This window comes from Lancefieldella sp., from assembly GCF_057237245.1.
The window spans coordinates 25,789-52,122 of the sequence record NZ_DBHHJM010000005.1 but is presented as its reverse complement, the minus strand read 5'-3'; the positions used below and the strand labels follow the sequence as shown (position 1 = coordinate 52,122).

General features: G+C 51.3%; 18 protein-coding genes and 1 riboswitch. Of the genes, 13 read left to right on the top strand and 5 right to left on the bottom strand.

Annotated features, from left to right (window positions below):
- Positions 1–91 precede the first annotated feature (91 nt).
- Positions 92–1,243, bottom strand: a complete 1,152-nt coding sequence (locus ACO5GU_RS05140; protein ID WP_484930353.1) for a hypothetical protein — start codon at positions 1,241–1,243, stop codon at positions 92–94.
- A 204-nt stretch (positions 1,244–1,447) separates the two neighbouring features.
- Between ACO5GU_RS05140 and ACO5GU_RS05135 the strand changes: the two genes are divergently transcribed.
- Positions 1,448–2,929: an MATE family efflux transporter gene (locus ACO5GU_RS05135; protein ID WP_484930352.1), complete on the top strand. Its 1,482-nt coding sequence runs from the start codon at positions 1,448–1,450 to the stop codon at positions 2,927–2,929.
- Positions 2,930–3,042: 113 nt separating this feature from the next.
- Here the strand turns inward: ACO5GU_RS05135 and ACO5GU_RS05130 are convergent, their stop codons facing one another.
- The 3 genes from ACO5GU_RS05130 to asnS form a co-directional block, all read right to left on the bottom strand.
- Entirely contained in the window at positions 3,043–4,323 is a 1,281-nt protein-coding gene (locus tag ACO5GU_RS05130) for an O-acetylhomoserine aminocarboxypropyltransferase/cysteine synthase family protein (RefSeq protein WP_484930351.1), read from the bottom strand.
- Positions 4,324–4,392: 69 nt separating this feature from the next.
- Positions 4,393–5,733 (bottom strand): SixA phosphatase family protein, encoded by a 1,341-nt coding sequence (locus ACO5GU_RS05125; protein ID WP_484810776.1) that lies wholly within the window; start codon positions 5,731–5,733, stop codon positions 4,393–4,395.
- Between the two features lie 273 nt (positions 5,734–6,006).
- The gene (asnS, locus tag ACO5GU_RS05120) at positions 6,007–7,410 is read right to left on the bottom strand and encodes an asparagine--tRNA ligase (protein ID WP_484819405.1); all 1,404 of its coding nucleotides are present in this window, start codon (positions 7,408–7,410) and stop codon (positions 6,007–6,009) included.
- Between the two features lie 279 nt (positions 7,411–7,689).
- On the opposite strand from asnS, the gene pyrE reads away from it, so the two are divergent.
- From pyrE to ACO5GU_RS05080, 8 genes are all read left to right on the top strand, one after another.
- Positions 7,690–8,370 (top strand): orotate phosphoribosyltransferase, encoded by a 681-nt coding sequence (gene pyrE / locus ACO5GU_RS05115; protein ID WP_484845641.1) that lies wholly within the window; start codon positions 7,690–7,692, stop codon positions 8,368–8,370.
- A 33-nt stretch (positions 8,371–8,403) separates the two neighbouring features.
- Positions 8,404–9,318, top strand: coding sequence for a LysR family transcriptional regulator (locus tag ACO5GU_RS05110; protein WP_484813820.1), 915 nt, complete (start codon positions 8,404–8,406; stop codon positions 9,316–9,318).
- Positions 9,319–9,384: 66 nt separating this feature from the next.
- Positions 9,385–9,969 (top strand): ribosome biogenesis GTP-binding protein YihA/YsxC, encoded by a 585-nt coding sequence (gene yihA, locus ACO5GU_RS05105; RefSeq protein ID WP_484879365.1) that lies wholly within the window; start codon positions 9,385–9,387, stop codon positions 9,967–9,969.
- A 7-nt stretch (positions 9,970–9,976) separates the two neighbouring features.
- A complete protein-coding gene (locus tag ACO5GU_RS05100) occupies positions 9,977–12,109 on the top strand; it encodes a HelD family protein (protein WP_484930350.1) in 2,133 nt (710 codons plus the stop codon).
- Positions 12,110–12,211: 102 nt separating this feature from the next.
- On the top strand, positions 12,212–12,568 hold the full coding sequence (locus ACO5GU_RS05095) for a cupin domain-containing protein (protein WP_035432807.1): 357 nt from the start codon (positions 12,212–12,214) through the stop codon (positions 12,566–12,568).
- Between the two features lie 209 nt (positions 12,569–12,777).
- Entirely contained in the window at positions 12,778–14,067 is a 1,290-nt protein-coding gene (eno, locus tag ACO5GU_RS05090) for a phosphopyruvate hydratase (protein ID WP_484930349.1), read from the top strand.
- A 688-nt stretch (positions 14,068–14,755) separates the two neighbouring features.
- On the top strand, positions 14,756–16,081 hold the full coding sequence (locus tag ACO5GU_RS05085; RefSeq protein WP_484930348.1) for a 6-phosphofructokinase: 1,326 nt from the start codon (positions 14,756–14,758) through the stop codon (positions 16,079–16,081).
- A gap of 314 nt (positions 16,082–16,395) precedes the next feature.
- Positions 16,396–17,718, top strand: coding sequence for a diphosphate--fructose-6-phosphate 1-phosphotransferase (locus ACO5GU_RS05080; RefSeq protein WP_484930347.1), 1,323 nt, complete (start codon positions 16,396–16,398; stop codon positions 17,716–17,718).
- A gap of 17 nt (positions 17,719–17,735) precedes the next feature.
- On the opposite strand, the gene murB is transcribed toward ACO5GU_RS05080, so the two are convergent.
- Positions 17,736–18,662, bottom strand: a complete 927-nt coding sequence (gene murB, locus ACO5GU_RS05075; RefSeq protein WP_484930346.1) for a UDP-N-acetylmuramate dehydrogenase — start codon at positions 18,660–18,662, stop codon at positions 17,736–17,738.
- Between the two features lie 222 nt (positions 18,663–18,884).
- Positions 18,885–19,052: riboswitch (FMN riboswitch) on the top strand.
- 5 nt (positions 19,053–19,057) lie between these two features.
- On the opposite strand from murB, the gene ACO5GU_RS05070 reads away from it, so the two are divergent.
- The 4 genes from ACO5GU_RS05070 to ACO5GU_RS05055 all read left to right on the top strand — a co-directional run bounded on the left by ACO5GU_RS05070 (position 19,058) and on the right by ACO5GU_RS05055 (position 26,232).
- Positions 19,058–19,645 carry an ECF transporter S component gene (locus tag ACO5GU_RS05070; RefSeq protein ID WP_484912708.1) on the top strand — a complete coding sequence of 196 codons (588 nt, stop codon included), beginning with the start codon at positions 19,058–19,060 and terminating at the stop codon, positions 19,643–19,645.
- Positions 19,638–21,551: an ABC transporter ATP-binding protein gene (locus tag ACO5GU_RS05065; protein ID WP_484930345.1), complete on the top strand. Its 1,914-nt coding sequence runs from the start codon at positions 19,638–19,640 to the stop codon at positions 21,549–21,551. The genes ACO5GU_RS05070 and ACO5GU_RS05065 overlap by 8 nt, the downstream gene beginning before the upstream one ends.
- A complete protein-coding gene (locus tag ACO5GU_RS05060) occupies positions 21,541–22,335 on the top strand; it encodes an energy-coupling factor transporter transmembrane component T family protein (RefSeq protein WP_484930344.1) in 795 nt (264 codons plus the stop codon). The genes ACO5GU_RS05065 and ACO5GU_RS05060 overlap by 11 nt, the downstream gene beginning before the upstream one ends.
- Before the next feature lie 141 nt (positions 22,336–22,476).
- Positions 22,477–26,232, top strand: coding sequence for a phosphoribosylformylglycinamidine synthase (locus tag ACO5GU_RS05055; protein WP_484930343.1), 3,756 nt, complete (start codon positions 22,477–22,479; stop codon positions 26,230–26,232).
- The last annotated feature ends 102 nt before the right edge of the window (positions 26,233–26,334 follow it).

Below are 26,334 nucleotides of genomic sequence, written 5' to 3'. Positions count from 1 at the left end.
TGTGTTTTGAATTGCCTCCTATTTTTTGTGTCTAAGAAATGGGAGGCAGTTCAGATACAGAGGCTTTTTGCAAGCAATTGCTTTTTACATGCTACGCATTGGAACAAATCTTCTTCCACAAGCGTAGACCATAGCTATTAGGAAGTCCTGCTTCAATACGAATAGCCAAGTACCATCCCGTGGCGTTATAAACCAACTCAAAGATATCTTGGCTGTTTACGGCAGGGATGCCCTGTGTTAATGCTGTAAAGACAATTCTTACTATGTCAAACAGAACGATAACGGTAACCGCAAGAATATACGGTCTAATAAATCGGGCATCATTTGAACCCTTTAGAGCTAAAAGACCTGCAATAAGAGAAAATACTGCACCAACTGTTACTAAGAAAATGGTAAGGATTCCCTGTTGTTCAAGGAATTGATTAACCGTATCTAAAACTGGTTGATTTACAACTCTAGAAAAATCATGCAGTCCAAGCAGAATCAGAACTAGAAAAAGTGCAATTCCGCTCAATGCAATAGAGACCAGCGAAAAGAAATGAAGAACTCGCTGATGACGAGAGCGCCAATATGTAGTTCCCACAATATCCTGGTCATGCTCCTTCTTTACTTTATCCGCAAGATTTGAACAAATTACCACGTAAACTATAGTATTAAGTTGAACAAAGGGATCAAGAATAATCAACTCTCCTCTACCCCAGGCCCATAAAATTCCTACCAGAATAATCAAGCCAATCAGATAGCAAAGAAATCTGTATGGTTCAACTTTTGATGAGTCTTTGGCGGCACGTAATCCAAATATTGAGGTAATAACTTGCAACATACCAATAAGAAGTACAAATACATAACCCAGAAGTACGTTATTGCTAAACGTAAAATACACGCCACTAAACTCAAGCCTCTCCAAAGGAATAGCAGGCTGTAAGCCCATAACAGTTGCAAAAAGAGATCCAGTTGTAGTTAAAACATCTGCTACGCCTAAGATAATCAATACAATTGAAACGATACGTAAGATATGTTGTGCTGGCGTTCTAGGAACAGTAGCCTTAACTCGGTCAGATGTAGGACGGTTCAGCGGTTCCTCCTCGTCAACTACAAGGATTTTCTCGGCACGCTCTGCTACTTCAGAAACGTTTTCTGCCAGCTCAGAGGATGCCGCAGTGATCTTTTTAGAGAACTCTCCTACCTTTGAATTTTCAGCCAGCTTGGCAATCTCGGCACCGATTTCTTTTTTCTGTTCCACTGACACAAAAATCCTCACACTTGTCCTAAATGTTCAAATAAATCATAGCATTAGCTACTTTGCTGTGTTAGTATTTGCAACTGTCCGTGTACCTGCAAGTATGTAAGGAGGCTTGTTCGATGCTTTTTTAATCTTCTCGTGAGCGTGTCACATGTCCACACCACGAGTTTGTCTGACATGTTCCACCATTAATCGAGGAGAAATATGGAATCGAATAAGCTTTTTGCGGAAACACCACCATTTAAATTATTTTTACGAGCAGCCCTCCCGGGTGCTATTGCCATGCTTGCGTCGATGCTCTACGACACTGCAGATGGAATCCTTGTTGGACGATATCTGGGTCAGGAGTCCTTTGGCGCGGTTACCATTGCCATTCCACTAGTTATTCTCTGCTTTGCGGTTGCCGACCTTATTGGCGTTGGAGCCTCTGCAGTTATTGCCGTTGAGCACGGCAAGAAGAACCACCAGACTGCTAATAACATCTTTACCATTGCATTTATCATGCTTATTACCACAGGCGTTATCAGCGGCATTTTCTTCTTCTTTTGTGCGCCAAACGTTTTAGCACTGATGGGTGCTCAAGGAAAGATTGCCGAACAAGGAACTATCTACCTGCGCGTATGGACCCTTTTCTTGCCAGTTATGTGCATCTCATACGCCGTTGATAACTTCCTTAAAATTTGTGGAAAAATTAGGCGCTCTACCAGCATTGCCTTTATTTCTGCAATTCTAGGAACCGTACTTGAATACTACTTCCTGGGAGTTTTGGGATTATCCGTTGAGTATGCGGCACTGGGTTACTGCATCTCAATTACCTTCTCGTCCCTTTATGGCATCTGGCCCTTTATTGGCAACAAGCAAATCCTTAAGTTTGTAAAGCCACACTTTAATTGGACGCATATCAAAGAAATCTTTGTAAACGGCTTCCCTATCTTTATGCAGAACATCTCGAGCAGGATTTATTCGCTACTAATGAACGCTGCCCTACTGAGCCTTGGCGGAGATATTGCCATTGCTTCTTATGGCGTGCTTCTCTACTCTGGTGGCCTCATCCAGCCGCTCATTTATGGACAGGCCGATGCCATGCAGCCGGCCATTGGCTACAACTGGGGCGCAAAGAAAAAAGATCGAGTGCTTGCTATCGAGAAGTACATCTTCTCCACAGGCATCATTATTGGCATCTTTGCCTTCTGCGTCTCGTTCTTCTTCTCGGAGTTCTTGGTTAAGCTCTACCTGCCTGAAGGAACGCAAGAGCTGCTCAATATGGCCATCCCAGCTATGCGCATTCACGCTTTTATCTTCATTTTTAGCTGGATTACCATGTGCACAGAAAGTCTTGCCATTGCCCTGAAGCAGACAAAGATTTCCAATCTCTTGAGCATCTTTATGGCACTTATCTTCCCTATCAGCTCACTGCTGATACTGAAGCCATTTGGTCTGGACGCACTTTGGTACGTGTCAGTTGTGTCCAATATACTCTCAGCACTGCTCTCTATTGGCTGCCTCGTCCACATCTATCGCAAGCACTTCAAAGGTGTGAATTCAGACGGTGTTGATGGTGCTGATGCTGTATCCGATGGTACACAGGAAGAGAACTTTGAACTCACCGAGGCAGAGCTTTCCGCTCCCGAGCTCTCCAGCCCAGAAGAGCATGTGGACCCAGAGTCTATCTCCCGAGCTCAATAGCCCGCGCTCTCACAGCTCCGCGCAACAACGTACTCCTCACAAAAACATGGCGAGAAGATCTTCTGATTCCAAGATCTTCTCGCCATAAACATGAGCGGTTATAGAGCGTCTACCTACAGCGCAGCAAGTGCCTGCTCGACGTCGTTGATAAGGTCTTCGGTGCCCTCAATACCGCAGCTCAAGCGTACAGTACCTGGGGTAATACCTGCTGCTACAAGCTCCTCGTCAGTAAGCTGACGGTGCGTTGAAGAAGCTGGATGCAAGCAGCAAGAACGAGCATCTGCAACGTGTGTTGCAATGGAGAAGACCTTGAGATTGCCCAGGAACTTCTCGGCAGCCTCGCGACCGCCAGCAACGTCAACGGCGATAACACCGCAAGAACCGTTTGGCAGGTACTTCTGAGCCAGCTCGTAGTACTTGTCTCCTGGAAGACCAGGGTAGCTTACGTGCGCAACCTTAGGATTGTTTACAAGTGCCTCGGCAACTGCCTGACCATTCTTGCAATGCTGAGCCATACGAACGTGCAGGGACTCAAGGCCAAGGTTAAGATAGAAAGCGTTCTGTGGCGACTGAATAGAACCAAAATCACGCATAAGCTGAACGGTTGCCTTGGTAATAAAAGCGCCACCGTTACCAAAGGTATCTGCATAGACAAGGTTGTGATACGAAGGATCAGGCTGGGTCATGCCTGGGAACTTGTCTGCGTGAGCAGCCCAGTCGAATTTGCCACCGTCAACAATTGCGCCGCCAACAGCAGAGCCGTGACCGTCCATATACTTAGTCGTGGAATGGGTCACAATGTCTGCTCCCCACTCAAGAGGACGGCAGTTCACAGGCGTGGCAAACGTATTGTCAACAATCAGTGGCACGCCATGGTCATGAGCAGCCTTTGCCCAGCGCTCAATATCAAGGACAACCAGTGCGGGATTTGCAACAGTCTCACCAAAGACGCACTTGGTATTTGGCCTGAATGCTGCATTAATCTCCTCGTCAGTTGCATCTGGCGAGATAAACGTGCACTCCACGCCCATCTTCTTAAGGGTGATAGCAAACAGGTTAAAAGTGCCGCCATAAATGGTGGAAAGCGCAATAAAGTGATCTCCGGCCTCAGTAATGTTAAAGACGGCAAAGAAGTTTGCTGCCTGACCAGAAGAAGTCAGCATTGCAGCAGTACCGCCTTCAAGAGCGCAAATCTTTGAAGCTACATTATCCAGCGTTGGGTTCTGAACGCGAGAATAGAAATAGCCCGCAGCTTTGAGGTCGAACAACTCTCCAAGCTGCATCGACTCGTCATATTTGAACGTGGTTGATTGAATGATAGGCACTTGCCTAGGCTCACCGCAACCAGGCTGATAACCGCCCTGCACGCAGCGAGTCTCGATGCTCTCAGACATAGCATCCTCCCTCATAATCATCATCCACGCCGCGCAAACGTCAATGCGCTCCAAACGTGGACTATGTGATTATCTAAGGATACTAGTCTCCCTACCCTCAATAACACGCTCAATCAAAACTTTTTCATGTTCTGAAACAATTGCGAGGTCTGAGGTAACATCTCTGAAGTCCATGGAGTCTTTCCACTCTTTGACCAGAGAAATGTTGCGCTGAGCTGTGCAAACAGTGCTGAGCTCAGAGTCAATATCCTGCATAATCTGGGTGTAATTTGCGCGTTTCTCGCCCAACATGTCACTGAGGTGGAAAAGAATGTGCTCAACTTCACGAACTTCTCGCCTTGCATGGTGTACCTCAGAGAAGCTAGTCATATCCAGACCAAACAGGCGTGCATCAATAGTCTCAAGCATGTAATCAAAGCGGCTGCTGACATCCTCAAACGAGATGCCATCTTTTAGTACCGCGTCTGACCAAGCGGGCTCAAAGAGCTCATCCAACGCGCAGCGCAGACTACGACGAACTGCCTTCTTGCGCAGAGCCTCACAGACGCGATCACGCTCATTCTCGCGAGCTGCCTCGACAGCGCTGACCAGCTTGGAGCCCTGAGAAAGCTCTCCGGACTCCATCAGATCTGCAACGGTATCAGAGAAGCCATCAATCTCACGAAGGCGCGTAGTTGCACCAAGCATCAGTCTATAAACAGGCTCAGCAATCTCAACTGCTTCCTCATTAAGAAGTGGCGAGAAGAACTTGGTAAGCAGCTGAGTTCCCCTAAGAGCAAACCTAAATGCTGCGATAACTGCAGGGTCTTCTGGATGAGCGCGGAACTCTACATATGCGTCTTCCAGATTGGTTGCTGCGTGAGCGCATGCCTCATCAAGGGCGTCAAGTGTCTCCCAGGGCTGAGTGGAAGGGCCACTGACCAGCCAAAGAAGCTTTCCGTGAGGCTCGCGAACATCTCCAAGCTGCTTCCAGACGCACTCATGCTGATGACCAAGTGAACCGCGTACGTCAATTGCACATACGGCACCCTTTGTCAGCGGAAGTTCAAATCCCAGCAAAGTCTCTGCAACATAGCCCAAAAATGGAGCATGACCAACAAGAATCAGCGTTTCTGCATCAGCGTGCTCAAGCTCTGCCTGAAGTGCAGGAAGATCTTGATCGTAAAGGGAGTCATGAATCTCTAGGCCCTCAGAATCCAGCGCCTCTGCCACAATCTCTGCAGTTTCAAGTGCACGAAGGGCAGGACTTGTCCAAATCTCAGCCTCTTCACCCTCTGGTCCCAACAAGCCAAAGATATGAGGATAATTGGCAGATAAAGCCCTCTGACCAGCACGTGTGAGCTCTCGACTCATGTCTTCAGAGCCACGTTCAGATACACCATGTCGTACAAGAACCAAAGTCTTTACCATGTTTACCTCCGCTGGTCATCTGCAGAAAGCTGCTCCTTATAGCGTAATAGGACGCCCGCGCAATTTTGCACGAACGTCCTATTTTTACTGCCAACGGGCAAATATATCGGTATATGGCGAGAAAAACTTTTATCTCGCATCTCTGCTATGCAGTTCTTGCATAACGGCTATGCATAATCTGCACGCAAAAATCCAACTTGAAAGACTTGGCAACTGTGGCGGTAAAGCTAGTGCTCTATCCACGCGTCCCTATACCGCCTGTGACCGGCAATCTTAGAAGTCAGCGTTGCCAACGGTACGAGGGTGAGGAATAACGTCGCGGATGTTATCCACACCGGTGAGGTACATAACAAGGCGCTCAAAGCCAAGACCAAAGCCAGAGTGTGTGCAAGAGCCGTAACGACGAAGATCCAAGTAATACTTATAATCGTCGGGGTTCATGCCAAGCTCAACAATGCGCTTCTCCAGAAGCTCAAGACGATCTTCTCGCTGTGAGCCACCAATAATCTCACCAATACCTGGGACAAGGCAGTCAGCTGCGGCAACAGTCTTGCCGTCATCGTTAAGGCGCATGTAGAAGGCCTTAATTTCTGCTGGATAATCAGTGACAAAGATTGGCTTTCCAAAGTGCTGCTCGGTGAGGTAGCGCTCGTGCTCAGTCTGAAGGTCAATACCCCACTCAACAGGGTACTCAAACTTCTGACCAGCCTTTACTGCCTCCTGCAGAATCTCAATGGCCTCCGTATAAGAAACACGAGAGAACTGAGAAGTTGCAACATGGTTCAGACGCTCAAGCAGACCCTTATCCACAAACTTGTTAAGCATCTCAAGCTCATCTGGGCAGTGCTCAAGAACATACGCAATAACGTAGCGGAGCATCTCTTCTGCAACATCCATGTCCTGTGCAAGATCACAGAAAGCCATCTCTGGCTCAATCATCCAGAACTCTGCAGCGTGGCGGCGTGTGTTGGAATTCTCTGCGCGAAACGTTGGACCAAAGGTGTACACATCACCAAAGGCCATAGCAAAGTTCTCTGCCTGAAGCTGTCCAGAAACGGTAAGGTGAGAAGACTGACCAAAGAAGTCCTTTGAGTAGTCAACATCGCCCTTCTCGGTACGTGGAACGTTGTTTAGATCAAGCGTGGTAACGCGGAACATCTCGCCTGCACCCTCAGCATCGGATGCAGTGATGATTGGAGTGTTCACATAGACAAAGCCACGATCCTGGAAGAACTGGTGGATGGCGAAGGCAGCCACAGAACGGATGCGGAAAACCGCACGGAACATGTTGGTGCGAGGACGAAGATGCTGCTGCGTACGAAGGTACTCGAGAGACTGACGCTTCTTCTGCATTGGATAATCTGGGCTGGATGGTCCCTCAATCACAATGGTCTGCGCCTGTAGCTCAATAGGCTGTGGGCGATCAGGAGTAAGCTCAAGGACACCCTGAATAATCAGAGCAGCGCCAACGCCACAAGAAGCAACCTCCTCGTAATTGCCAAGGTTCTCACGATTCATAACAACCTGTAGGTCTTTGAAGCAGCTACCGTCATTAAGTGTGACGAAGCCAAAATTCTTCATATCCCTTACTGAACGTACCCAGCCGGCCACCGTAACTTTTTGGCCACCAAGTTGCTCTGCATCTGCGTACAATGCAGAAATCGTGATGCGCTCCACGGGCATACCCTCCTTGTAACTCACTCTGCAGGCTTTTCCTGCGCTCTGCAGGACTATCCTGCGAGACGAACAAATATCTATTTAGAATACCGCATAACCACATGGCAAACGTTCACTTTTATATATCTGGCGGTAATTACGCTAATCTCACACAGCGAGGTCGAAGCGCGCCATAAAACACCGCGCCATAAAACACATATCTGCAATTCGGCTAAACTAGTGCAGTGGAATATGCCTGTAAATTACTACCACGTTAAAAGGCCTGCTAAAGGAGAAACCATGGAAGACTACAAGCGCGAGTTTATTGAGTTTATGGTCCAGAGCAACGTACTCAAATTTGGCGATTTTACGCTCAAGAGTGGTCGCAAATCTCCTTTCTTCATGAACGCAGGCGCCTATGTCACTGGCGAGCAGCTCCACAAGCTGGGACTTTATTATGCTCGCGCCATTCATGACAACTTTGGCCTGGATTTTGACGTGGTTTTTGGTCCCGCGTACAAGGGCATTCCTCTTTCCGTTATCACTGCAATGGGAATCAATGAGCTCTATGGCAAACAGGTTCAGTACTGCTCCAACAGAAAAGAAGCAAAAGATCACGGCGCTGATGCGGGCATGCTTTTAGGAGCAGAGCTCAAAGACGGCCAGAGAGTGGTCATGGTTGAAGACGTCACCACTTCTGGTAAGTCAATTGAAGAGACCTATCCGCTGATTACCTCTATTGCAAACATCGAGGTAGTTGGCCTTATTGTCTCACTCAATCGCATGGAAGTTGGCAAGGGCGGAAAAGTTGCAGCTCTCCAGGAAGTCTCCGAGCGCTGGGGCATGCCAACCGCAGCCATTGTCTCCATGGATGAGGTTACCGAGGCCCTCTACAACAAAGAGGTTGACGGCAAAGTTATTATCGACGACACCTTGAAGAGCGCCATTGACGTCTACTACCAGCAGTACGGCGTTAAATAAGGCGAGAAAAACCTTTGCGTAGAAACCTGACTTATGACTCTGACTCAACTTAAATACGTTCTTGCTATTGCTAAGGCAGGCACTATTAACGCCGCAGCTAAACAGCTCTTTATCTCGCAACCTACCCTGAGTAGTGCAGTCAAAGAACTTGAAGCCGAGCTGGGAATCTCCCTTTTTAACAGGACCAGCAAGGGTGTTGAACCTACCGCAGATGGCGAGGAGTTTTTGAGTTACGCCAGGCAAGTTGTCATGCAGACTGACCTTATTGAAGAGCGCTATCTGGGCACCGCCCCTTCTAAGCAGCGCTTCTGCGTTTCTTGCCAGCACTATTCCTTTGCAGTTGAAGCCTTTGTCAACCTGATTAAAGAGCACGGCGGCTCAAAGTATGATTTCCGTATCAGAGAAACGCAAACGTACGAGATTATTGAAGATGTCTCAAAGCTAAGAAGTGAAGTAGGCGTTCTCTACCTCAACTCGTTCAACGAGCGCGTTATTAGAAAAACGCTGCAGGATCAGGGCTTGGTTTTCTCGCCGTTGTTTAAGTGCAAACCAAGCGTCTTTGTGGGAAAAGATAATCCGCTGGCAAAGCGCCCGTCAGTAACGCTCAACGATCTTGCCCCCTACCCTCGCCTTTCTTACGAGCAGGGTGAGCACAACGCGTTTTATTTCTCCGAGGAGCTTCTGGCAACACTTGATCGCGATAAGGACATCATGGTCCGAGACCGCGCCACTATCTTCAACCTGATTATTGGCTTGAACGGTTACACCATCAGCACCGGTCTTATTAACGAAGAGCTCAATGGCCCCAACATTGTTGCAATTCCTCTAGCTGTTGATGATTACATGGAAGTTGGCTACGTTACCCACGACGAGAAGAGCCTCTCGCCCTTTGGTGAGCTCTACATCGATGCGCTTAAGCGCTGCTGCCAGGCAGTTACGTGGGTGTAAGGTTCTACACCTCCTTGTTTGCGCTAAAATAATACCTTACGTTTTTGAAGCGCAATGGGAGGCATCATGGGTCTTAAGTATGAAACCGCACAATATGAGGCATCATACGGGGCAATTTCACAACTTCCTTCTCCAGAGACCCCAGAGGTGGCCTTTGTGGGCCGCTCAAACGTGGGTAAGTCTTCCCTCTTAAATAAACTTATTGGCAGAAAACAGCTTGCACGAGTTTCAAGCGTTCCAGGTAAAACCGCTAATATCAACTTCTTTGACGTTGATGGCGTCAAATTTGTAGACTTGCCCGGCTACGGATTTGCACGAGTTTCTCACCAAGAAAAACAACGCTGGGCAGACCTCATCGGTGGTTACTTTGAGCAAGAACGCAGCTTTAACCTGGTCATTAGCCTTGTTGACATCAGGCATGAAGCTCAAAAGCTTGACCTGCAGATGATCAGCTTTCTCCAAGAGGCTGAGCTGCCCTTTGTAGTTGCGTTTACCAAGGCTGATAAGATTGCACGCGGCAAGCAAAATCAAGCCGCGGCCGCCCTTCGCAAAGCATTCCACATCACCCCTGAACAGGCCATTATTACCTCATCCGAGACCGGCCTGGGCATTGACGAGTTGCGTCGCCGCATCGAAGACGCAACTATCTAGGAGCATCATGGATCCAATCCACCAGCAAGAGCAAGAGCACCTCTCCCACGTATACCAAAAACTTGTTGAGATTCGTGAGGATTTGGACACAACGCTCAATACTACGCAAAAAGATGCAGCTAGAGACCTTCGTCAGATGAGTGAAGAAATCCGCCCAGACTTTGGCGGAGCGGACGAAACCATCGAGACCCTTGCGGCCATTGAGACGCTCAACAGCGTTATTGATACCTACAACCAGTATCACGATTTCACTGTCGAGAAACTCGGTCGAGTCGAAATCCTCTTGAGGCAGCCTTACTTTGCTAAGGTCACGCTCAAGATGCGACCTGGACGTCCTTCTCGCGATGTATACATTGGTGCGGCGGGCATTACGGACAAAGACCGTACGCCGCTTATTGTGGATTGGCGCAGCCCCGTTGCCGAGACGTATTACAACCAAGAGATGGGAACTACGTCGTACCAGGTAGACGGCAAGAAAAGAACGGTTGAGCTGGAACTTCGACGACAGTTTGACATCACACGAGACAAGCTGAACCTCTACTTTGACACAACGGTTGCCATTGAAGACTCTCTGCTGCTTGCCGCTCTGAAACGTCAGCACACCGAGAAGCTGCAGGCCATCACCGCAACTATCCAGCGCGAACAAAACGTTGTTGTCAGGCACGAGGATGTGCCCGTTCTACTGGTCAACGGCATTGCAGGCTCGGGCAAAACATCCGTTTTGCTGCAGCGTATTGCGTACCTTCTCTACCAGCAGCGCACCACACTTACCGCAGATCAGGTGTACCTGTTCACTCCTAACGAGATGTTTGGTCGCTACATCAACACTGTTTTGCCTAGCATGGGCGAGCACAATCCGCAGGTATTTACCTGGGATTCTTTCCTCAAGGCTTTAGGTCTGGCCGACCACGCTTCGGGCGCCCACAACAACCCCGAGTCTCTGAAGAAACTTGAAGAGCAACTTGCCACACTTGAGCTCTATGAAGACGACTTCAAGGCCATTTCTGTTGAAGGAACCACGCTTATTAAGCCAGCTCAGGTGGCTAGTTCTGTGGCAAAGTTCTCACAATTCCCTGTGGGACCGCGCCTCATTGCACTTGCCAAAGACGAGCTCCACACCCGCCTGGAGCGCAGACTTGGCCAGATGGCTCACAACGACGAAATCCAGGAAGAGATGCTCTCCCTTGACGTTGAGCAGCAGCTTGAGGTCTTTGGTCGCACCATCAGCCCTTCCGACGAGGAAGAAGTTCTGGCGCGCACCCGCGAGTTCCTCAACTGGCGTTTTGCCTCTGCGCACGAGGTCATCGAGTCCGCTTCCTGGCTGCGCATCGACCGCATTGGCATGCGTATGCTCAACGCCTCCGCGCTAAGCGGCGCCGAATGTGTTTACCTGCGTCTTCTTATCACAGGCGCTGGCGAGAAAAACATCAAGTTTGTCATGATTGACGAGGTCCAAGACTACACCGAAACGCAGCTTATGGTGCTTGGAAAGTACTTCTCGCGTGCGCACTTTCTGCTTTTGGGCGACTCTAACCAGGCAATTTGGGAAGATACCGCAACGTTTGAGCAGATTGAGAAGATCTTTAGTGCAACACACGGCGAGGGCGCTGTTTCTACCTGTAAGCTTCTGACCAGCTACCGCTCCTCTCCCGAGATTACCGCACTGTTTACCTCGCTTTTGAGCGAAGAAGAGCGTGGCCAGACAAGCTCCGTTCAACGCGGCGGCAAAAAACCTGAGTTCTTTGAGGTGGTCGCTGACAACAAAGATACTGAGCGCGCCGAGTACCTGCAAACTATGAAGTCCCTTATTGAGCAGGCACAAGAGTTTGACGGGCTGACCGCCATTGTGTGTACCGAGAAGTCTCGTGTTCGCTGGCTTGCCAAACAGCTAGAAGGGTCTGCGGTCAAGGTGCTCACCAGCCACGATTCCCTCCCCGCGAAGGGCGTTGTTCTTCTCGACCTTGCACTAGCAAAGGGCCTTGAGTTTGATCAGGTCATTGTTGCCGACGCACAAGAGGAAGTGTATAAAGCAGACGGAATTTCTCGCCGTAGGCTCTACACCGCCCTGTCACGTGCGATGCATCATGTGATGGTGGTCTCTCAGGGAAAGATGACTCCGCTGCTCAGCAAATTGCTTTAAAAAAAGCAATTTCTACCTGCGATTTTTTTGAAATTTACTGATTGAAGACGGCTAGTTCGGGTAAATGCTAGTCATCGATAACATTTACCGTTGGAGGTTAGTATGTCCGAAGAATTGATTCCTGGTGTCATGAAGAACATCGATGCAAAGACTGTGGTAACCCTTAAAGACCAGGTTGCATGCCTTTCTGGCCAGGTCATCAGCAAGACTCTTGCGCAAAACGATGCCGTCAGCGTTACCCTTTTTGGTTTTGGCGCAGGTGAAGAGATCGCAAGCCATCGCGCGGGCGGCGACGCATTTGTCACCATTCTTGAGGGACGCGCAAGCATTACCATCGATGACGATGTCTACACCCTTGAAGCTGGTCAGTCTATTGTGATGCCACTTGGTCACCCACATGCGCTTCAGGCTCCAGAAGAGTTCAAGATGCTGCTGGTTGTTGTGTATCCTCAAAAATAATTTATATATTTACCTAACAATTCCGCAGAATTCTACATAATTCTGCAGGCATTTTCTCTTTGACCAGGTGGACAGCGCGTCTGCCTGGTCAAATACTATCTCTCTAGCCTAATACTCTGTGTAATTACAATACACACCTCATAACAGAATGGGTATAATAGCTATGTCTGTGCAATCAGCAAATTGTTAAACCTAAAGAAAGGTGAGCTATGAGCCAGATTTTTGATGTTCACGCACGTGAGGTCCTCGATTCCCGTGGCAATCCAACCGTTGAGGTTGAGGTTGTTCTTGACGACGGCTCCTTTGGTCGTGCAATCGTTCCTTCCGGCGCTTCCACTGGTGAGTTCGAGGCTGTAGAGCTTCGCGACGGCGACAAGAGCCGTTACCTGGGCAAGGGCGTTCTGAAGGCAGTCGAGCACGTCAACACTGAGATCCGCGACCTCGTCATTGGTTGGGACGCAGAGGATCAGCGCGGCCTTGACCTCGCTATGATCAAGCTTGACGGCACTCCAAACAAGGGTCGCCTCGGCGCAAACGCTATTCTCGGCGTTTCTCTTGCTGTTGCTCATGCTGCAGCTGCTTCTGCTGAGCTTCCACTTTACGCTTACCTCGGTGGCGCAAACGCTCACACTCTTCCTGTTCCTATGATGAACGTCCTCAACGGTGGCGTCCACGCTGACAACAACGTTGACTTCCAGGAGTTCATGATTATGCCTGTTGGTGCTCCTGACTTCACCACCGCTCTTCGCTGGTGCGCACAGGTTTACCACACCCTCAAGGACACCCTGAAGTCCCAGGGCCTCAACACCGGTGTTGGCGACGAGGGCGGCTTTGCTCCAGACCTTAAGTCCAACGAGGAGCCACTTGAGCTTCTTTCCGAGGCTGTTACGGCTGCTGGCTTTGAGCTTGGCAAGGACTTCCGCTTTGCTATGGACCCAGCTTCTTCTGAGTTCTATAACAAGGAGACCGGCAAGTATGACCTCAAGGGCGAGGGTCGCTCCCTTACCTCCGAGGAAATGGTTGCTTACTATGAGGAGATGGTCGAGAAGTTCCCAATCGTCTCCATCGAGGACGGCCTTGCAGAGGAGGACTGGGACGGTTGGAAGATCCTTACCCAGCGTCTGGGCAAGAAGATCCAGCTCGTCGGCGACGACCTCTTTGTTACCAACACTCAGCGCCTGAAGAAGGGCATTGAGGTTCACGCTGGTAACTCCATCCTCATCAAGGTCAACCAGATTGGTACCCTGACCGAGTCCCTCGAGGCTATCGAGATGGCTAAGCGCGCAGGTTACACCGCAGTTGTCTCCCACCGTTCCGGCGAGACCGAGGACACCACCATTGCTGACATTGCTGTTGCAACCAACGCTGGTCAGATCAAGACTGGTGCACCTGCTCGTACCGAGCGTGTTGCTAAGTACAACCAGCTTCTCCGCATCGAGGATGACCTCGCTGAGGGTGCTGAGTACCTGGGCATGGACGCTTTCTACAACCTTCGCTAAACCCGCAGGTTGTACGCTAAGAGCTACGAAGCCGCATCTCATTTGAGGTGCGGCTTTTTTGTGTGCGCGGGTGCTGCGCGGGTGCTGCGCGGGCGGTGCGGGGCGGACGTCGGGTGCGAGTGAGGCGCGGGTCCGAGTGCGGATGTGGATCTGGGTGCGGCGCGGGTCCGGGTGCGAGTGTGGGCCTGGGAACGACTGCGTGACCTGCAGGTTTCTCGCCACGTCCGATGTTTCTAGCAGGTACAAGGATCCCGTAGGCGCACCCGCGTCTAGTTTGAAACGCCCGAACACACCTATGTCAGATAATCTGCTGAAAACTCGTATACATTTCGTGCAAAACGCTTATCTCATGCAGAATATCGTTATTAGATGTGTTTTTTTATCCCTGATTTTGCAGATTATCTGACATAGATGTGTTTGCTTAACTCTGAAATTTAGGGTAATTAAATCTTTGATATATCTTCATTCATAATTATGTATATCAGATAGAAATTATGCATATTAATGAATTGAGCGTACGTGATTAAATTCAAATCCTATAACCAAAGCTGCTCCACGATGTATTTGGGCTATTGAGTCTGGTTTTATCTGCAGTTTTTTAAGGATTTTCCGTCAGTCGATATAACAGCACCGCAGCTGCCTGCCGCGGTTATACTTGATGTGTCAACTCTCAAGAATCCGAGGCGCCATGAACACTACATCAGAGCACGTAATTCGCACAATCCTGGTTGGACAGTCGGGCGGGCCGACTGCAGCCATCAATGCATCGCTTGCGGGTGTTGTTCGCGAAGCTCACGCCCAGGGTCTGCGCGTACTTGGCATGCGCAACGGAGTCCAGGGATTTCTTGACGGCAACGTCGTTGACCTGGTGGAAACACTTGAACTCGAAGAATCTAAACATGAAACATCCGAACAATCCAGCACAAATCCTGGCGAGAAAAACCTTCAACTCCTAAGAAAAACTCCATCGAGCTGGCTGGGTAGCTGCCGCTTTAAACTGCCGGAGCTTGCTGCTAATTCTGCCGCTTGCTCGAACTCCGGATCTACCTCTATCTCCCCTATCTACCAGCAAATTGATACGCAGCTTAAGAAATACCAGGTAGACGCCGTGCTCTATATCGGCGGCAACGATTCCATGGACACCACGGACAAGCTGTCTCGATACTTTGCCCAGGTGAAAAGCCATGTTCGCGTTGTAGGCGTACCAAAAACCATCGACAACGACCTCGAGGGCACCGATCACACCCCTGGCTTTGGCAGCGCGGCGCGATTCGTTGCGTCCGTAACCGCCGAGCTCACCCGCGACGGCGGCGTCTACAACAGCAAAAACGTCACGTTTATCGAGGCCATGGGTCGTGACGCTGGCTGGCTCACGGCAGCCGGAGCGCTGGCGCAAGATATTTGCGGAACCGCCCCAGATTTTGTCCTTCTGCCCGAGATTTCGCTTGATGAACACGCGCTACTTTCCGCCATTGAACAGAGACTTCGCGAGAAAAACAACGTGATTGTAGTTGTCAGCGAGGGCGTCCATCACGCGGATGGTAGTTTCCTTTTTGATTCAAAGTCCGTTGCGATTGACACGTTTGGTCACCTCGCGGCACAGTCCGGAACGGCTCAATACTTGTCGCAGCTAACCAAGGATCAGCTAGGCGTAAAGTCTCGCGGCATTGAGCTCAATACGCTGCAGCGCTGCGCTTCGCATGCTGCTAGCAAGGTTGACTTGGACGAGGCTGAGGCGCTGGGCTCCGCAGGAATTGAAGCTGTTCTCCAAGGTAAAACGGGTATTATGGTTGGCATCTATCGAACTTCAGATACGCCTTATGCTACGAAAATTCGCACGACCCCTGTCGCCGACGTTGCTAACAAGGTAAAGCTTGTACCTCGAGAAATGATTTCCAAGGACGGCTTCAATGTCACCGATGCCGCCCTAACCTACCTGCGTCCTCTTGTCGCGGGCATGGAGGAGCCGATTTCCACCGACGGACTTCCCCGTTTTCTTGCTGAGCTATCGTAGGGATGCAGTCGCACTGTCATAGCGTTTCAGTAGCTGCGCATATCACAAGCACCGCATACGAACTATGCGCAACGCGCATCAAAAATGAAATAATTCGCTAACAAAAATAGCAATTTTCTACCGCTCGTCCGCCCAAAAATTTTGTGAGCGGTATGGCTACGTACTCATAAAAGTCCAGTTAAAACGCCTGTAATTCCTCCTTTGTATAGTTTTTAACGTATGTCTTTTTGCGCAACTTGCAATCTTGGAGACGATTGCGACATATAAACGCAAACGTCCTCTGTCTTATCCATCAAAGAATCACAGGGAGTTACATGCGTAAGATTAGAAAAATACTTATCGGTCAATCGGGCGGTCCAACAGTTGCAATCAATTCTTCTCTTGCAGGAATTATCACGCGTGCGCACGAAGAAGGCATCGAAATTTACGGCATGCAAAACGGAATTGAAGGCTTTCTGAATGGTCGCTCTACCAACCTGACCAACTTGTTCTATCCGCAAGAAAGCCTGCATAAACGCGCTGCAGACGAGAAGTGCGGCGCTGACCAGCAAAAACACACCGTGGAACTTCTCGCCAAAACGCCTTCGAGCTTTCTGGGAAGCTGTCGATACAAACTTCCAGAAGTCGCTGAAGAAACGCCTATCTACCAGGACATTGAATGCCGCCTGACTTCCCTTGGAATCGACGGCGTTCTCTACATTGGCGGCAACGATTCCATGGACACCGTCAACAAGCTTGCGGCTTACTTTGCCCAGCGTAACAGCGACGTTTCCGTTATCGGCATCCCCAAAACCATCGACAACGACCTCGAAGGCACCGACCATGCCCCGGGTTTTGGCAGCTCAGCGCGGTACATCGCCACCATCGTCCGCGAGCTGGCCCGCGACTCCGAGGTGTACGGCAAGCCAAACATCACTATCGTCGAAACCATGGGCCGCGATGCGGGTTGGTTGGGCGCGGCTTCAGCCCTTGCTCGCGAGAAGAACGAGGAAGCTCCAGACTTTATCCTGCTTCCCGAAGTTGCGTACGACGAAGAACGACTCCTGCGCAAGACGGCAGAGCTGTTTGAGCACAAGAATAGCGTGGTGATTGTCATCAGCGAGGGTGTGAGAAGGCCTGATGGATCAACACTTCTGGACAAGAGTCATATGAAGATGGATGCTTTCGGCCACCTGGCGGACCAGTCCGGCAACGCCCTCTATCTGGCGGAACTTTTCCAGAAGCACTTTGACGCCAAAATCAGAGGCATCAACCTCAACTCGCTGCAGCGCTGCGCCATGCACGCGTCCAGCAAAACGGACCTGGACGAGGCGTTTGAGCTGGGAAAGGCCGGAGTTGACGCTCTCCTTGCTCACAAAACGGGCTGCATGATTGGTCTGCAAAGACTCAGCGATGTGCCGTACCAGGCTGAGATTCGTTGCATTCCTATCTCGGAAATTGCCAACCGCGTGAAGTCTGTACCTGCGGAAATGATTTCTGACGACGGTCTTTGGGTTACCGAGAAGGCCCTTGCGTATCTGCGCCCTCTTGTCTCAAATGAGGAACTGGCTTTTGATGCAGCTACCAGGAGATTTGTCAGCAGCAATATCTCGCCCGACAACAACGGTCTGCCACCATTCATTCCAAAGCTGGGGTAACGGTACCGTGCAGCTCACTACTCTCCGAGGAACCTTACCTCGGGGTGAAGCTCAACATCAAACTGGCGCTTAACCTCTGCCTGAACATGCTCGATAACTGCATGAACCTCGGCGGCAGTAGCGTTGTCGTAGTTGACCACAAAACCAGCATGCTTATCGGAAACACCAGCGCCACCAAAGCGATAGCCCTTAAGACCAGCGTCGGTAACAAGCTTGCCTACAAAATGACCCTCGGGACGCTTAAAGGTTGAACCGGCGGAAGGCAAATCAAGTGGCTGCTTCTCCTCGCGAGCGCGCGTAAACTCTTCCATCTTTTCGCGGATCTTCTCGCCATCCGCACGGTGAAGATTGAACGTGGCGGAAAGCACAATCATGCCCTCATCAGCGATTCTGCTGTGTCGATATCCCAGGTCAAGCTCGGATGCGTCCAGCGTAGCAAAGGTACCATCGGCGAGAAGGACGCGGACGGATTTGAGCACGTCAGCGATGCAGCCGTCGTAAGCGCCTGCGTTCATGAAGCATGCGCCGCCCACAGAACCTGGGATGCCACAGGCAAACTCAAGTCCAGAAAGGTCCAGCTCACAGGCCATCTCGGAAGCTTCTTTGAGGCCAACGCCGGCCTGGCAGGTCATCTCGGTGTCGTCGATGCTTACGCCGGTCAGGCCGTCAGCGACGGCAATAATGACGCCGCGATATCCTGCATCAGAAACAAGCAGGTCAGAGCCGTAGCCGAGAATAAAATAAGGAGCTTCTGCGTCTTTAACCGCAAGGAGAATCTCTTTAACCTCATCGGGATCATCAGGGATGACATAGAGATCCGCAGGTCCACCCACTTTAAAGGTGGTGTGCTCGCTCATTGGCTCGTCTACCAGGACGTTCTCTTCTCCAACAATCGAGCAAAGCTTTCCGGCCAGGCTTTGTAAGTCATAGCCACTTTCAGACATGTAACACGCTCCTTAGTAAGTTACTTTTTATAGTTTATCGCAAGCGAGAAAAACGTGGCGTTGGGGCGAGAAAATCACGACATCAGGACGAGAAAATCACGGTTTTGGTGTAAGAAAATCACAGCATTGGGTCGAGAAAACGGTTTCCTTTGCAATTCTGTCAAAGAAATGTCCATCCCGTTTTACGTGTTATCAGCTGTTAACTCTGCTATAGTACGTATCGATATGTTTCAGAAATGGTTGCAATTACCTACTGGTGGTAAGGTGGCCGAGCTTTAGGGTTTGTAACAACCCAGCTCAATAAGCCATCAAGTCCGCGACCCGCAAAAATGCGGTTAACCTGGTTAAAGTCCAGGACCAACGGTACAGTCCGGATGTTAGAAACGGAGACTTTTATGGCTTCATCCCACTCAACCCACGCAACAACCGCATCTTCTAACGGCTGGTCTACCAAGAGAATTGCTATTCTCGCCATGCTTTGTGCAGCTGCTGCAATCAGCACCATGGTGCTTCAGTTCCCCCTGATCCCAGGCGTGACGTTTTTGAAGTACGATCCATCGGGCGTCTTTGCCCTGCTCGCAGGCGTAGCTTTTGGCCCTGCTGCGGGCGCGATCGTCTCGGTGCTTCCCTACCTTCTGCACCTCACCACGGAGTCCGGAATTTACGGCACCATCATGGCAATCCTGGCAACGCTTACCTACGTTTTGCCTGTCTCGCTGATTGTGTACAACCGTTCCGAGAAGATCAAGCAGCTGGTACTTGCCCTGATTGTGGGCAGTATTGTCAGTGTTGTCGCATGCATTCTGGGCAACCTTGTAGTTACCCCAATCTACACCGGCATGAGCGTGGAGGCAGTAAGCGGACTGATTGTCCCTGCTCTTCTCCCCTTCAACGTGGTAAAGGTTGCTGTCAACAGCATCATCTTTGTTGTGATTATGCGCTCGGCTACCTCACTTTTTGAGAGCATCAAAAACGGTGAGTAGTCTGCTCGACAACTCCCCAGATACATACACGTCTGAAAGCGCTGCACAAACTCAGGACCTCCCTGTAGCCGCAACGCTTTTAGACGTGACCTTTGTGCACGCAAAAGGCGTGGTTGCCTTAGACCACGTCTCGTTCTCCATTCCTGCAGGTAAACGTACCTGTATTGTTGGCGCAAACGGTTCGGGCAAGTCTACCGTTGCCTCAATTCTCTCTGGCCTTACCGCCCCTGACGAGGGAACCGTTACCTTTCTGGGAACCACCGTTGTCAATGACGGCCAAGTTGACTTTGAGGCATACAAGACCATTCGTCCGCAGCTCGGCCTGGTTTTCCAAAATCCTGAAGATCAAATTATCTGCAGCGTGGTCGCAGACGATATTGCCTTTGGTCTGGAGAACCTCCAAGTACCTAGCAATCAGATAACACCGCTGGTAGAACAGCAGATTGAACTTGGGACTCTCACCGAGTTTGCGTCCGAAAATCCACAGATGCTCTCGGGCGGCCAGCAGCAGCGCGTGGCCATCTCGGGCGCGCTGGTCATGAAGCCGCAGATTCTGATTCTTGACGAACCTTCCGCAGCTCTTGACGTTGTTCATAGAAATAACGTTATGGGGCTTGTCGAGAAACTCCGTGCAGCTGGAAAGACTATTGTTCACGTAACGCATTTCATGGACGAAGTGGTTTCTGCTGACCACGTTATTGCCTTAGACGACGGCCGCGTTGCGTTTGAGGGAACACCTGAAGCCCTCTTTGAGCAGCACAAGCTAGTTGAATGTCTGCATCTTGAAGAGCCGTTTGCCTATCAGGTGGCGCATGCACTCAACAACCGTGGAGTTGTCGTGTGCAAATCCCCTTCGGCTCAGCGCGTGCTTGACGAGCTGACGGGGCTTCTCGCCACGGGGTCACGAGGTGAGAAGGGCGGCGTGGCTGGAAGCTGCGGCGCGATGGCTGCGGGTTGTGGCAGCGTGGCTACAGCCGACAGCGCATCAGAGCCAGCAGCGGTTTCTGTGCGCGACGTGACGTTCTCGTACCAGAAGCCTGTGCTCAAAAACATCTCGGTTGACGTGCAAAAAGGCTCGCATGTTGCCGTTATCGGGTCAACCGGTTCCGGCAAGTCTACCCTGGCTCGCTTGATTTGCGCACTTGATACGCCTGACGCCGGCAGCCTCTGTGTAACTGGTTTGGATACTCGACAGAAGCAAAATCGCAGAAAACTTCACGGTATTGTTGGTTACGTCATGCAGCGACCGGAGCGCCAACTTTTTGCACAAACGGTTGCAGAAGACGTGGCATTTGGCCCCACTAACCTGGGCCTTTCTGCCTGCGACGTAGCAAGTGCTGTGAATGCTGCTCTGGAGCTTGTGGGACTTTCCCACAAGGCAGATGCATCCCCTTTTGAGCTTTCTGGTGGTCAGCAGAGACTGTGCGCACTTGCAGGCGTTATTGCCATGCAGCCAAAGGTGCTTGTGCTCGATGAGCCTACCAGCGGACTTGATCCCTACTATTGCTCTAAGCTCAGAAAAATTATCAACGCCGTTCTTGAGGACGGCTGTACCGTCATTGAGCTCACACACTCGATGGAGGATGCGGCAGAAACTGACCAGATTATCGTGCTTCATGAGGGTGACCTGGTTTTCTCAGGCTCGTCGCAACAAACATTTACTCATTTCTCAGAGGCAGAATTCCAGGAGCTTGGACTGGGCATTCCTCATGCGCTTGCTTGGGCGCAACGCCTATCCCGCGCCACCGGCATCAACCTTGGAGAACCCTTGACTCTGTCTGATCTGGTAGATGCGCTGGTTGCTGCGTTGCCGACCAACTCTGGCGACGTGCAAGCCAGCGCCACACAGACTGATGGCGTCACGCAGGCCGACAACCTCTCACAAGGAGGTTACTATGGCGCTTAAGATTTCTGTGGGCCAGTACTATCACGGGGACTCGCTCATCCATAGGCTTAATCCCAACGTCAAGTGCCTGGCTGCACTCCTTCTGATGCTTGCAACATTTTTTATCCGCAACGCACCACAGCTTACACTGCTGGTAGTAGGCGTGCTCTGCCTGTTGGCACTCACAAAAATCCCTGTTAAACAAGTACTTGTGTCAATCATCCCACTTGCCTGGTTGCTCATCTTCCTCTCGCTCTTCAATCTGTTGCTTACGCGAGAAGGAACTGTGCTTGTCTCCTGGTCAATCTTTACCATCACCGATATGGGAGCATGGAGCGCTTTTCTCTACCCCGTACGCATTTTAGCTGCAATTTTAATGGGTGCGCTACTCCTGCTTACCACAACTCAAACGGATCTAGGCAGTGCCTTTGAAGCAGCATGCTCGCCGCTTTCTAAAATTGGTCTTCCTGGCAAAGAAATTGCCATGATTTTCTCGCTTATGCTGCGCTTTATTCCAACACTTGCGGGCGACGCCGTATCCATTTCCGAGGCTCAAACTGCTCGCGCAGGAGACGTTGCTTCGGGTTCGCTGCCCAAAAGACTCCGTGCGACCTTCTCCATTGTGGTGGCGCTTCTGGCCAGCTCGCTCAGGCATGCTAACAACCTTTCTAAGGCACTTGATGCTCGCCACTATGTAGCAGGGGCTTCTCGCACTCGTTGGCATCAACCAACCTTTGGCGTTCGCGAGGCAATTGCCTTGGGTGTAACCGTTTGTTTTATCGCCCTTATCTTTGTGCTGGCGTAAAACTTTTAACTAAATAATCTGTATTTTTAACGCTCTGTTACAACCCGTTTTTCTTTTCTCGACAAGGTCCAATTTGGCCACCTAAGTAACGTACAATAAAGCCTGTAAAAGCGTTCAAGGCTTGCATTGAAAGGTGGCCCCATGGTCCTGCGCGTCTACGTCCAAAGAAAATCTGGTTTCGAGGGCGAGGCAAAAGCCCTGCTCAAAGAAGTGAAAGACCTTCTTGGTATTACCGAGTTACAACGCATTGACCTGCTTAACCGCTACGATGTTGAGGGAATTTCAGAGGAACTTTTTGAGTCCTGCATCCCCACCGTTTTCTCCGAGCCACAGTCCGATCTTGCCAGCCGTACCATGCCAGAGTTTTCTTCTGAAGGTGCGGCTGTTCATACGTTTGCTGTTGAGTTTTTGCCTGGCCAGTTTGACCAGCGCGCAGACTCTGCAGCTGAATGCGTGCAGCTCATCAGCCAGGGCGAGCGTCCACTTGTGCGCTCTGCTCGCCTTTACGTGCTAACCGGAAACCTCACAGAGGCAGACGTTGCCGCCATCAAGAACTACCTCATCAACCCCGTTGAGGCTCGCGAGGCTTCCCTTGAGCTGCCCGAGACTCTCAAGATCTCCATTCCAGAGCCTGCAGACGTAGAGATTCTTGAGGGCTTTAACGCTCTTGACCAGGACGGCCTCAAGGAGTTCATTGTTTCTCATGGCCTTGCCATGGACCTGGCTGACCTCACCTTCTGCCAGCAGTACTTCACCGATGAGCAGCGCGATCCTACCATCACCGAGATTCGCGTCATTGATACCTACTGGTCAGACCACTGCCGCCATACTACCTTCAACACCGGAATTACCGGCGTGCAGATTGATGATGACCTGGTAAAGGCCGCGTTTGAGAAGTACCTCTCTATGCGCAAAGAGCTTGGGCGAGAAGATCGTGCCGTCTCTCTTTGGGATATGGCAACTATTGGTGCAAAGTACCTTCGCGAGAAGGGCGTCCTCACCAATCTTGATGAGTCAGAAGAAATTAATGCCTGTACCGTAAAGGTAAAGGTAGACGTTGACGGTAAAGATGAAGACTGGCTCTTCCTTTTCAAGAACGAGACTCACAACCATCCAACCGAGATTGAGCCTTTTGGTGGCGCAGCTACCTGTATCGGTGGCGCAATCCGCGATCCCCTTTCTGGCCGCAGCTACGTCTACCAGGCAATGCGTGTCACCGGCGCCGCAGATCCAACCGTTCCTGTTTCTCAGACACTTCCTGGAAAGCTTCCCCAGCGCACCATTGTTCGCACGGCAGCTGCAGGTTATTCCAGCTACGGTAATCAGATTGGCCTTGCTACCGGCCAGGTTTCTGAGCTCTATCACCCAGGCTATGTTGCAAAACGTATGGAGATTGGTGCTGTTGTAGGCGCAACTCCTCAGAGCCACGTTCGTCGTGAGCGCCCAGAAGATGGCGATATCATCGTTCTTCTCGGCGGTCGCACTGGTCGCGACGGCATTGGCGGCGCAACCGGTTCTTCCAAAGCACACGATGCTGGCTCCATTGAGCGCGACGGTGCCGAGGTCCAAAAGGGTAACGCTCCTGTTGAGCGCAAGCTTCAGCGACTCTTCCGCCGTGAAGACGCTTGCAAGCTCATCAAGCGCTGCAACGACTTTGGTGCAGGCGGTGTCTCTGTTGCTATTGGCGAGCTCGCCGACGGTCTTGACGTCAACCTGGATGCTGTTCCTAAGAAGTACGACGGCCTTGATGGCACTGAGCTGGCAATCTCCGAGTCTCAGGAGCGCATGGCCGTTGCGCTTGAGGCAAAAGACGTCGAGCAGTTCTGCGCATACGCCCGCGAAGAAAACCTCGAGGCAACCATTGTGGCAACGGTCACAGAGGACCCTCGCCTGGTCATGCGTTGGCGCGGTCAGAAGATTGTCAACATTAGCCGCGCATTTCTCGCCTCAAACGGCGCACCTAAATCAATCACCGTGCGCCTGGCCAAACCTCTTGCCTACCAGCGCACCTGGGCAGGCACAACTCTTGGCGAGAAACTCCACTCGCTGGTACGCGATCTAAACGTTGCATCCAACAAGGGTCTCTCCGAGCGCTTTGACTCTACCATTGGCGCAGGTACCGTCCTTATGCCATTCGGTGGCGCTCGTCAGCTGACCCCTGCCCTTTCTATGGTGGCTAAGCTTCCTGTTATGGGTCAGACCAACACCGTCTCGGGCATGGCTTGGGGCTTTAACCCCTACCTCATGGAAGCCGACCAGTTCCGCGGCGCCTACCTTTCTGTTGTTGAGTCCGTTTCCAAGCTGGTTGCTACCGGCTTTAAGTACCAGGACCTCTACCTCACCTTCCAGGAGTACTTCGAGAAGCTCGGCCAGAATCCAAACCGTTGGGGCAAACCAGCCGCAGCCCTTCTTGGCGCACTGATGGCACAGGTCAACCTTGGTCTTGCAGCTGTCGGAGGCAAGGACTCCATGTCCGGTACCTTTGAGGATCTGGACGTTCCACCAACGCTGGTTTCGTTTGCTACCGGCCTTACCAAGGTGGACAAGATTGTCTCCAACGAGTTCAAGGGTGCAGGCCACAGGCTTATCTCTATTGTCCCATCCTACGACGAGTCCGGCCTTCTCCCCGATAACGACTCCCTGCTCGCCGCATACAAGCTGGTCAACACCCTGGTCCAGTCCAAGAGCGCGCTCGCCATTACCACGCCAGGTTACGGCGGCGTGGCCGAGGCTCTCTTCAAGAGCTGCCTGGGCAACAAGCTGGGCGTTGAGCTGGTCCCAGAGATTTCTGCCGACGCGCTTTTCTCGCCAACCTACGGTGCCTTCATCGTTGAGCTGGCAGACGGCGTATCCGTTGACGACGTCGACGGCGTGTGCGTTGCTCCTCTGGGCGTCACCACGTCCGAGTACGTCTTTAGCGCGTGTGGCGAGAAGATCGACCTCTCCGAGCTTCAGGAAGCATGGGAGCGCCCACTTGAGGAGGTCTTCCCGTACCGCGGAGGATCCGACGAGGCTGTAGAGAAAATCAGCTTCGACGGCGCATCCACACGACACTCTTATGCTGGTCCAGCCCTTATCGCACCTGCTCGCCCACGCGTCATCATCCCCGTATTCCCAGGTAACAACTGCGAGTACGACGTTGCGCGTGCTTTTGAGCGTGCAGGCGCTGACCCAACCACGCTGGTCATTAACAACCTAACCCCTCAGGACATTGTTGAATCCGCAAATGCGCTGGCAGAATCCATCAAGAAGAGCCAGATTGTCATGATTCCAGGCGGCTTCTCAGGCGGAGACGAGCCAGACGGATCAGCTAAGTTTATCTGCGCCCTCTTCCGCGCACCTCAGGTTACCGAGGCTGTCCGCGAGCTTCTGCAGCAGCGCGATGGCCTTATGCTAGGCATCTGCAACGGCTTCCAGGCACTCATCAAGCTGGGCCTTGTTCCTTACGGCGACATCCGACCCATGGACGACACCTGCCCAACACTGACGTTCAACACCATCGGCCGCCACCAAAGCCAGCTTGTTCGTACCAGCGTTGCATCCACGATGTCGCCATGGCTCTCCAAGTGCACGCTTGGCGACATCCACACCATCGCAATCAGCCACGGAGAAGGTCGCTTTGTTGCTTCCGACGAGTTGCTTGAGACGCTCAAGGCTAACGGCCAGATCGCAACGCAGTACGTTGACGCAACGGGTACCCCAAGCATGGACTTCTCCGTTAACCCTAACGGCTCCATCCTGGCTATCGAGGGCATCACCAGCCCAGATGGTCGTGTTCTGGGCAAGATGGGCCACACGGAGCGCTCCGGTGCGGGCCTCTACAAGAACATCCCCGAGCTCACCGCCGGCGACCAGTTCCAGCCTCTCATCGAGGGCGGCGTCGAGTACTTCAAGTAAGGTGCGAGTGCGGCGACGGCAACGCTGCAGGTCAGCGCCGCGTGCGCACACAGGTTGCAAGTGATTTCTACCCGGTATCCATTTCGTGTGGATACCGGGTTT

Excerpts from the sequence above, each read along its gene's own strand:
- eno (WP_484930349.1), top strand. The coding sequence starts at position 12,778 with ATGAGCCAGATTTTTGATGTTCACGCACGTGAGGTCCTCGATTCCCGT.
- ACO5GU_RS05125 (WP_484810776.1), bottom strand. The coding sequence starts at position 5,733 with ATGGTAAAGACTTTGGTTCTTGTACGACATGGTGTATCTGAACGTGGC.
- ACO5GU_RS05110 (WP_484813820.1), top strand. The coding sequence starts at position 8,404 with ATGACTCTGACTCAACTTAAATACGTTCTTGCTATTGCTAAGGCAGGC.
- ACO5GU_RS05055 (WP_484930343.1), top strand. The coding sequence starts at position 22,477 with ATGGTCCTGCGCGTCTACGTCCAAAGAAAATCTGGTTTCGAGGGCGAG.
- ACO5GU_RS05135 (WP_484930352.1), top strand. The coding sequence starts at position 1,448 with ATGGAATCGAATAAGCTTTTTGCGGAAACACCACCATTTAAATTATTT.
- pyrE (WP_484845641.1), top strand. The coding sequence starts at position 7,690 with ATGGAAGACTACAAGCGCGAGTTTATTGAGTTTATGGTCCAGAGCAAC.
- ACO5GU_RS05100 (WP_484930350.1), top strand. The coding sequence starts at position 9,977 with ATGGATCCAATCCACCAGCAAGAGCAAGAGCACCTCTCCCACGTATAC.
- ACO5GU_RS05085 (WP_484930348.1), top strand. The coding sequence starts at position 14,756 with ATGAACACTACATCAGAGCACGTAATTCGCACAATCCTGGTTGGACAG.
- ACO5GU_RS05130 (WP_484930351.1), bottom strand. The coding sequence starts at position 4,323 with ATGTCTGAGAGCATCGAGACTCGCTGCGTGCAGGGCGGTTATCAGCCT.
- murB (WP_484930346.1), bottom strand. The coding sequence starts at position 18,662 with ATGTCTGAAAGTGGCTATGACTTACAAAGCCTGGCCGGAAAGCTTTGC.
- yihA (WP_484879365.1), top strand. The coding sequence starts at position 9,385 with ATGGGTCTTAAGTATGAAACCGCACAATATGAGGCATCATACGGGGCA.
- ACO5GU_RS05095 (WP_035432807.1), top strand. The coding sequence starts at position 12,212 with ATGTCCGAAGAATTGATTCCTGGTGTCATGAAGAACATCGATGCAAAG.
- ACO5GU_RS05060 (WP_484930344.1), top strand. The coding sequence starts at position 21,541 with ATGGCGCTTAAGATTTCTGTGGGCCAGTACTATCACGGGGACTCGCTC.
- ACO5GU_RS05080 (WP_484930347.1), top strand. The coding sequence starts at position 16,396 with ATGCGTAAGATTAGAAAAATACTTATCGGTCAATCGGGCGGTCCAACA.
- ACO5GU_RS05070 (WP_484912708.1), top strand. The coding sequence starts at position 19,058 with ATGGCTTCATCCCACTCAACCCACGCAACAACCGCATCTTCTAACGGC.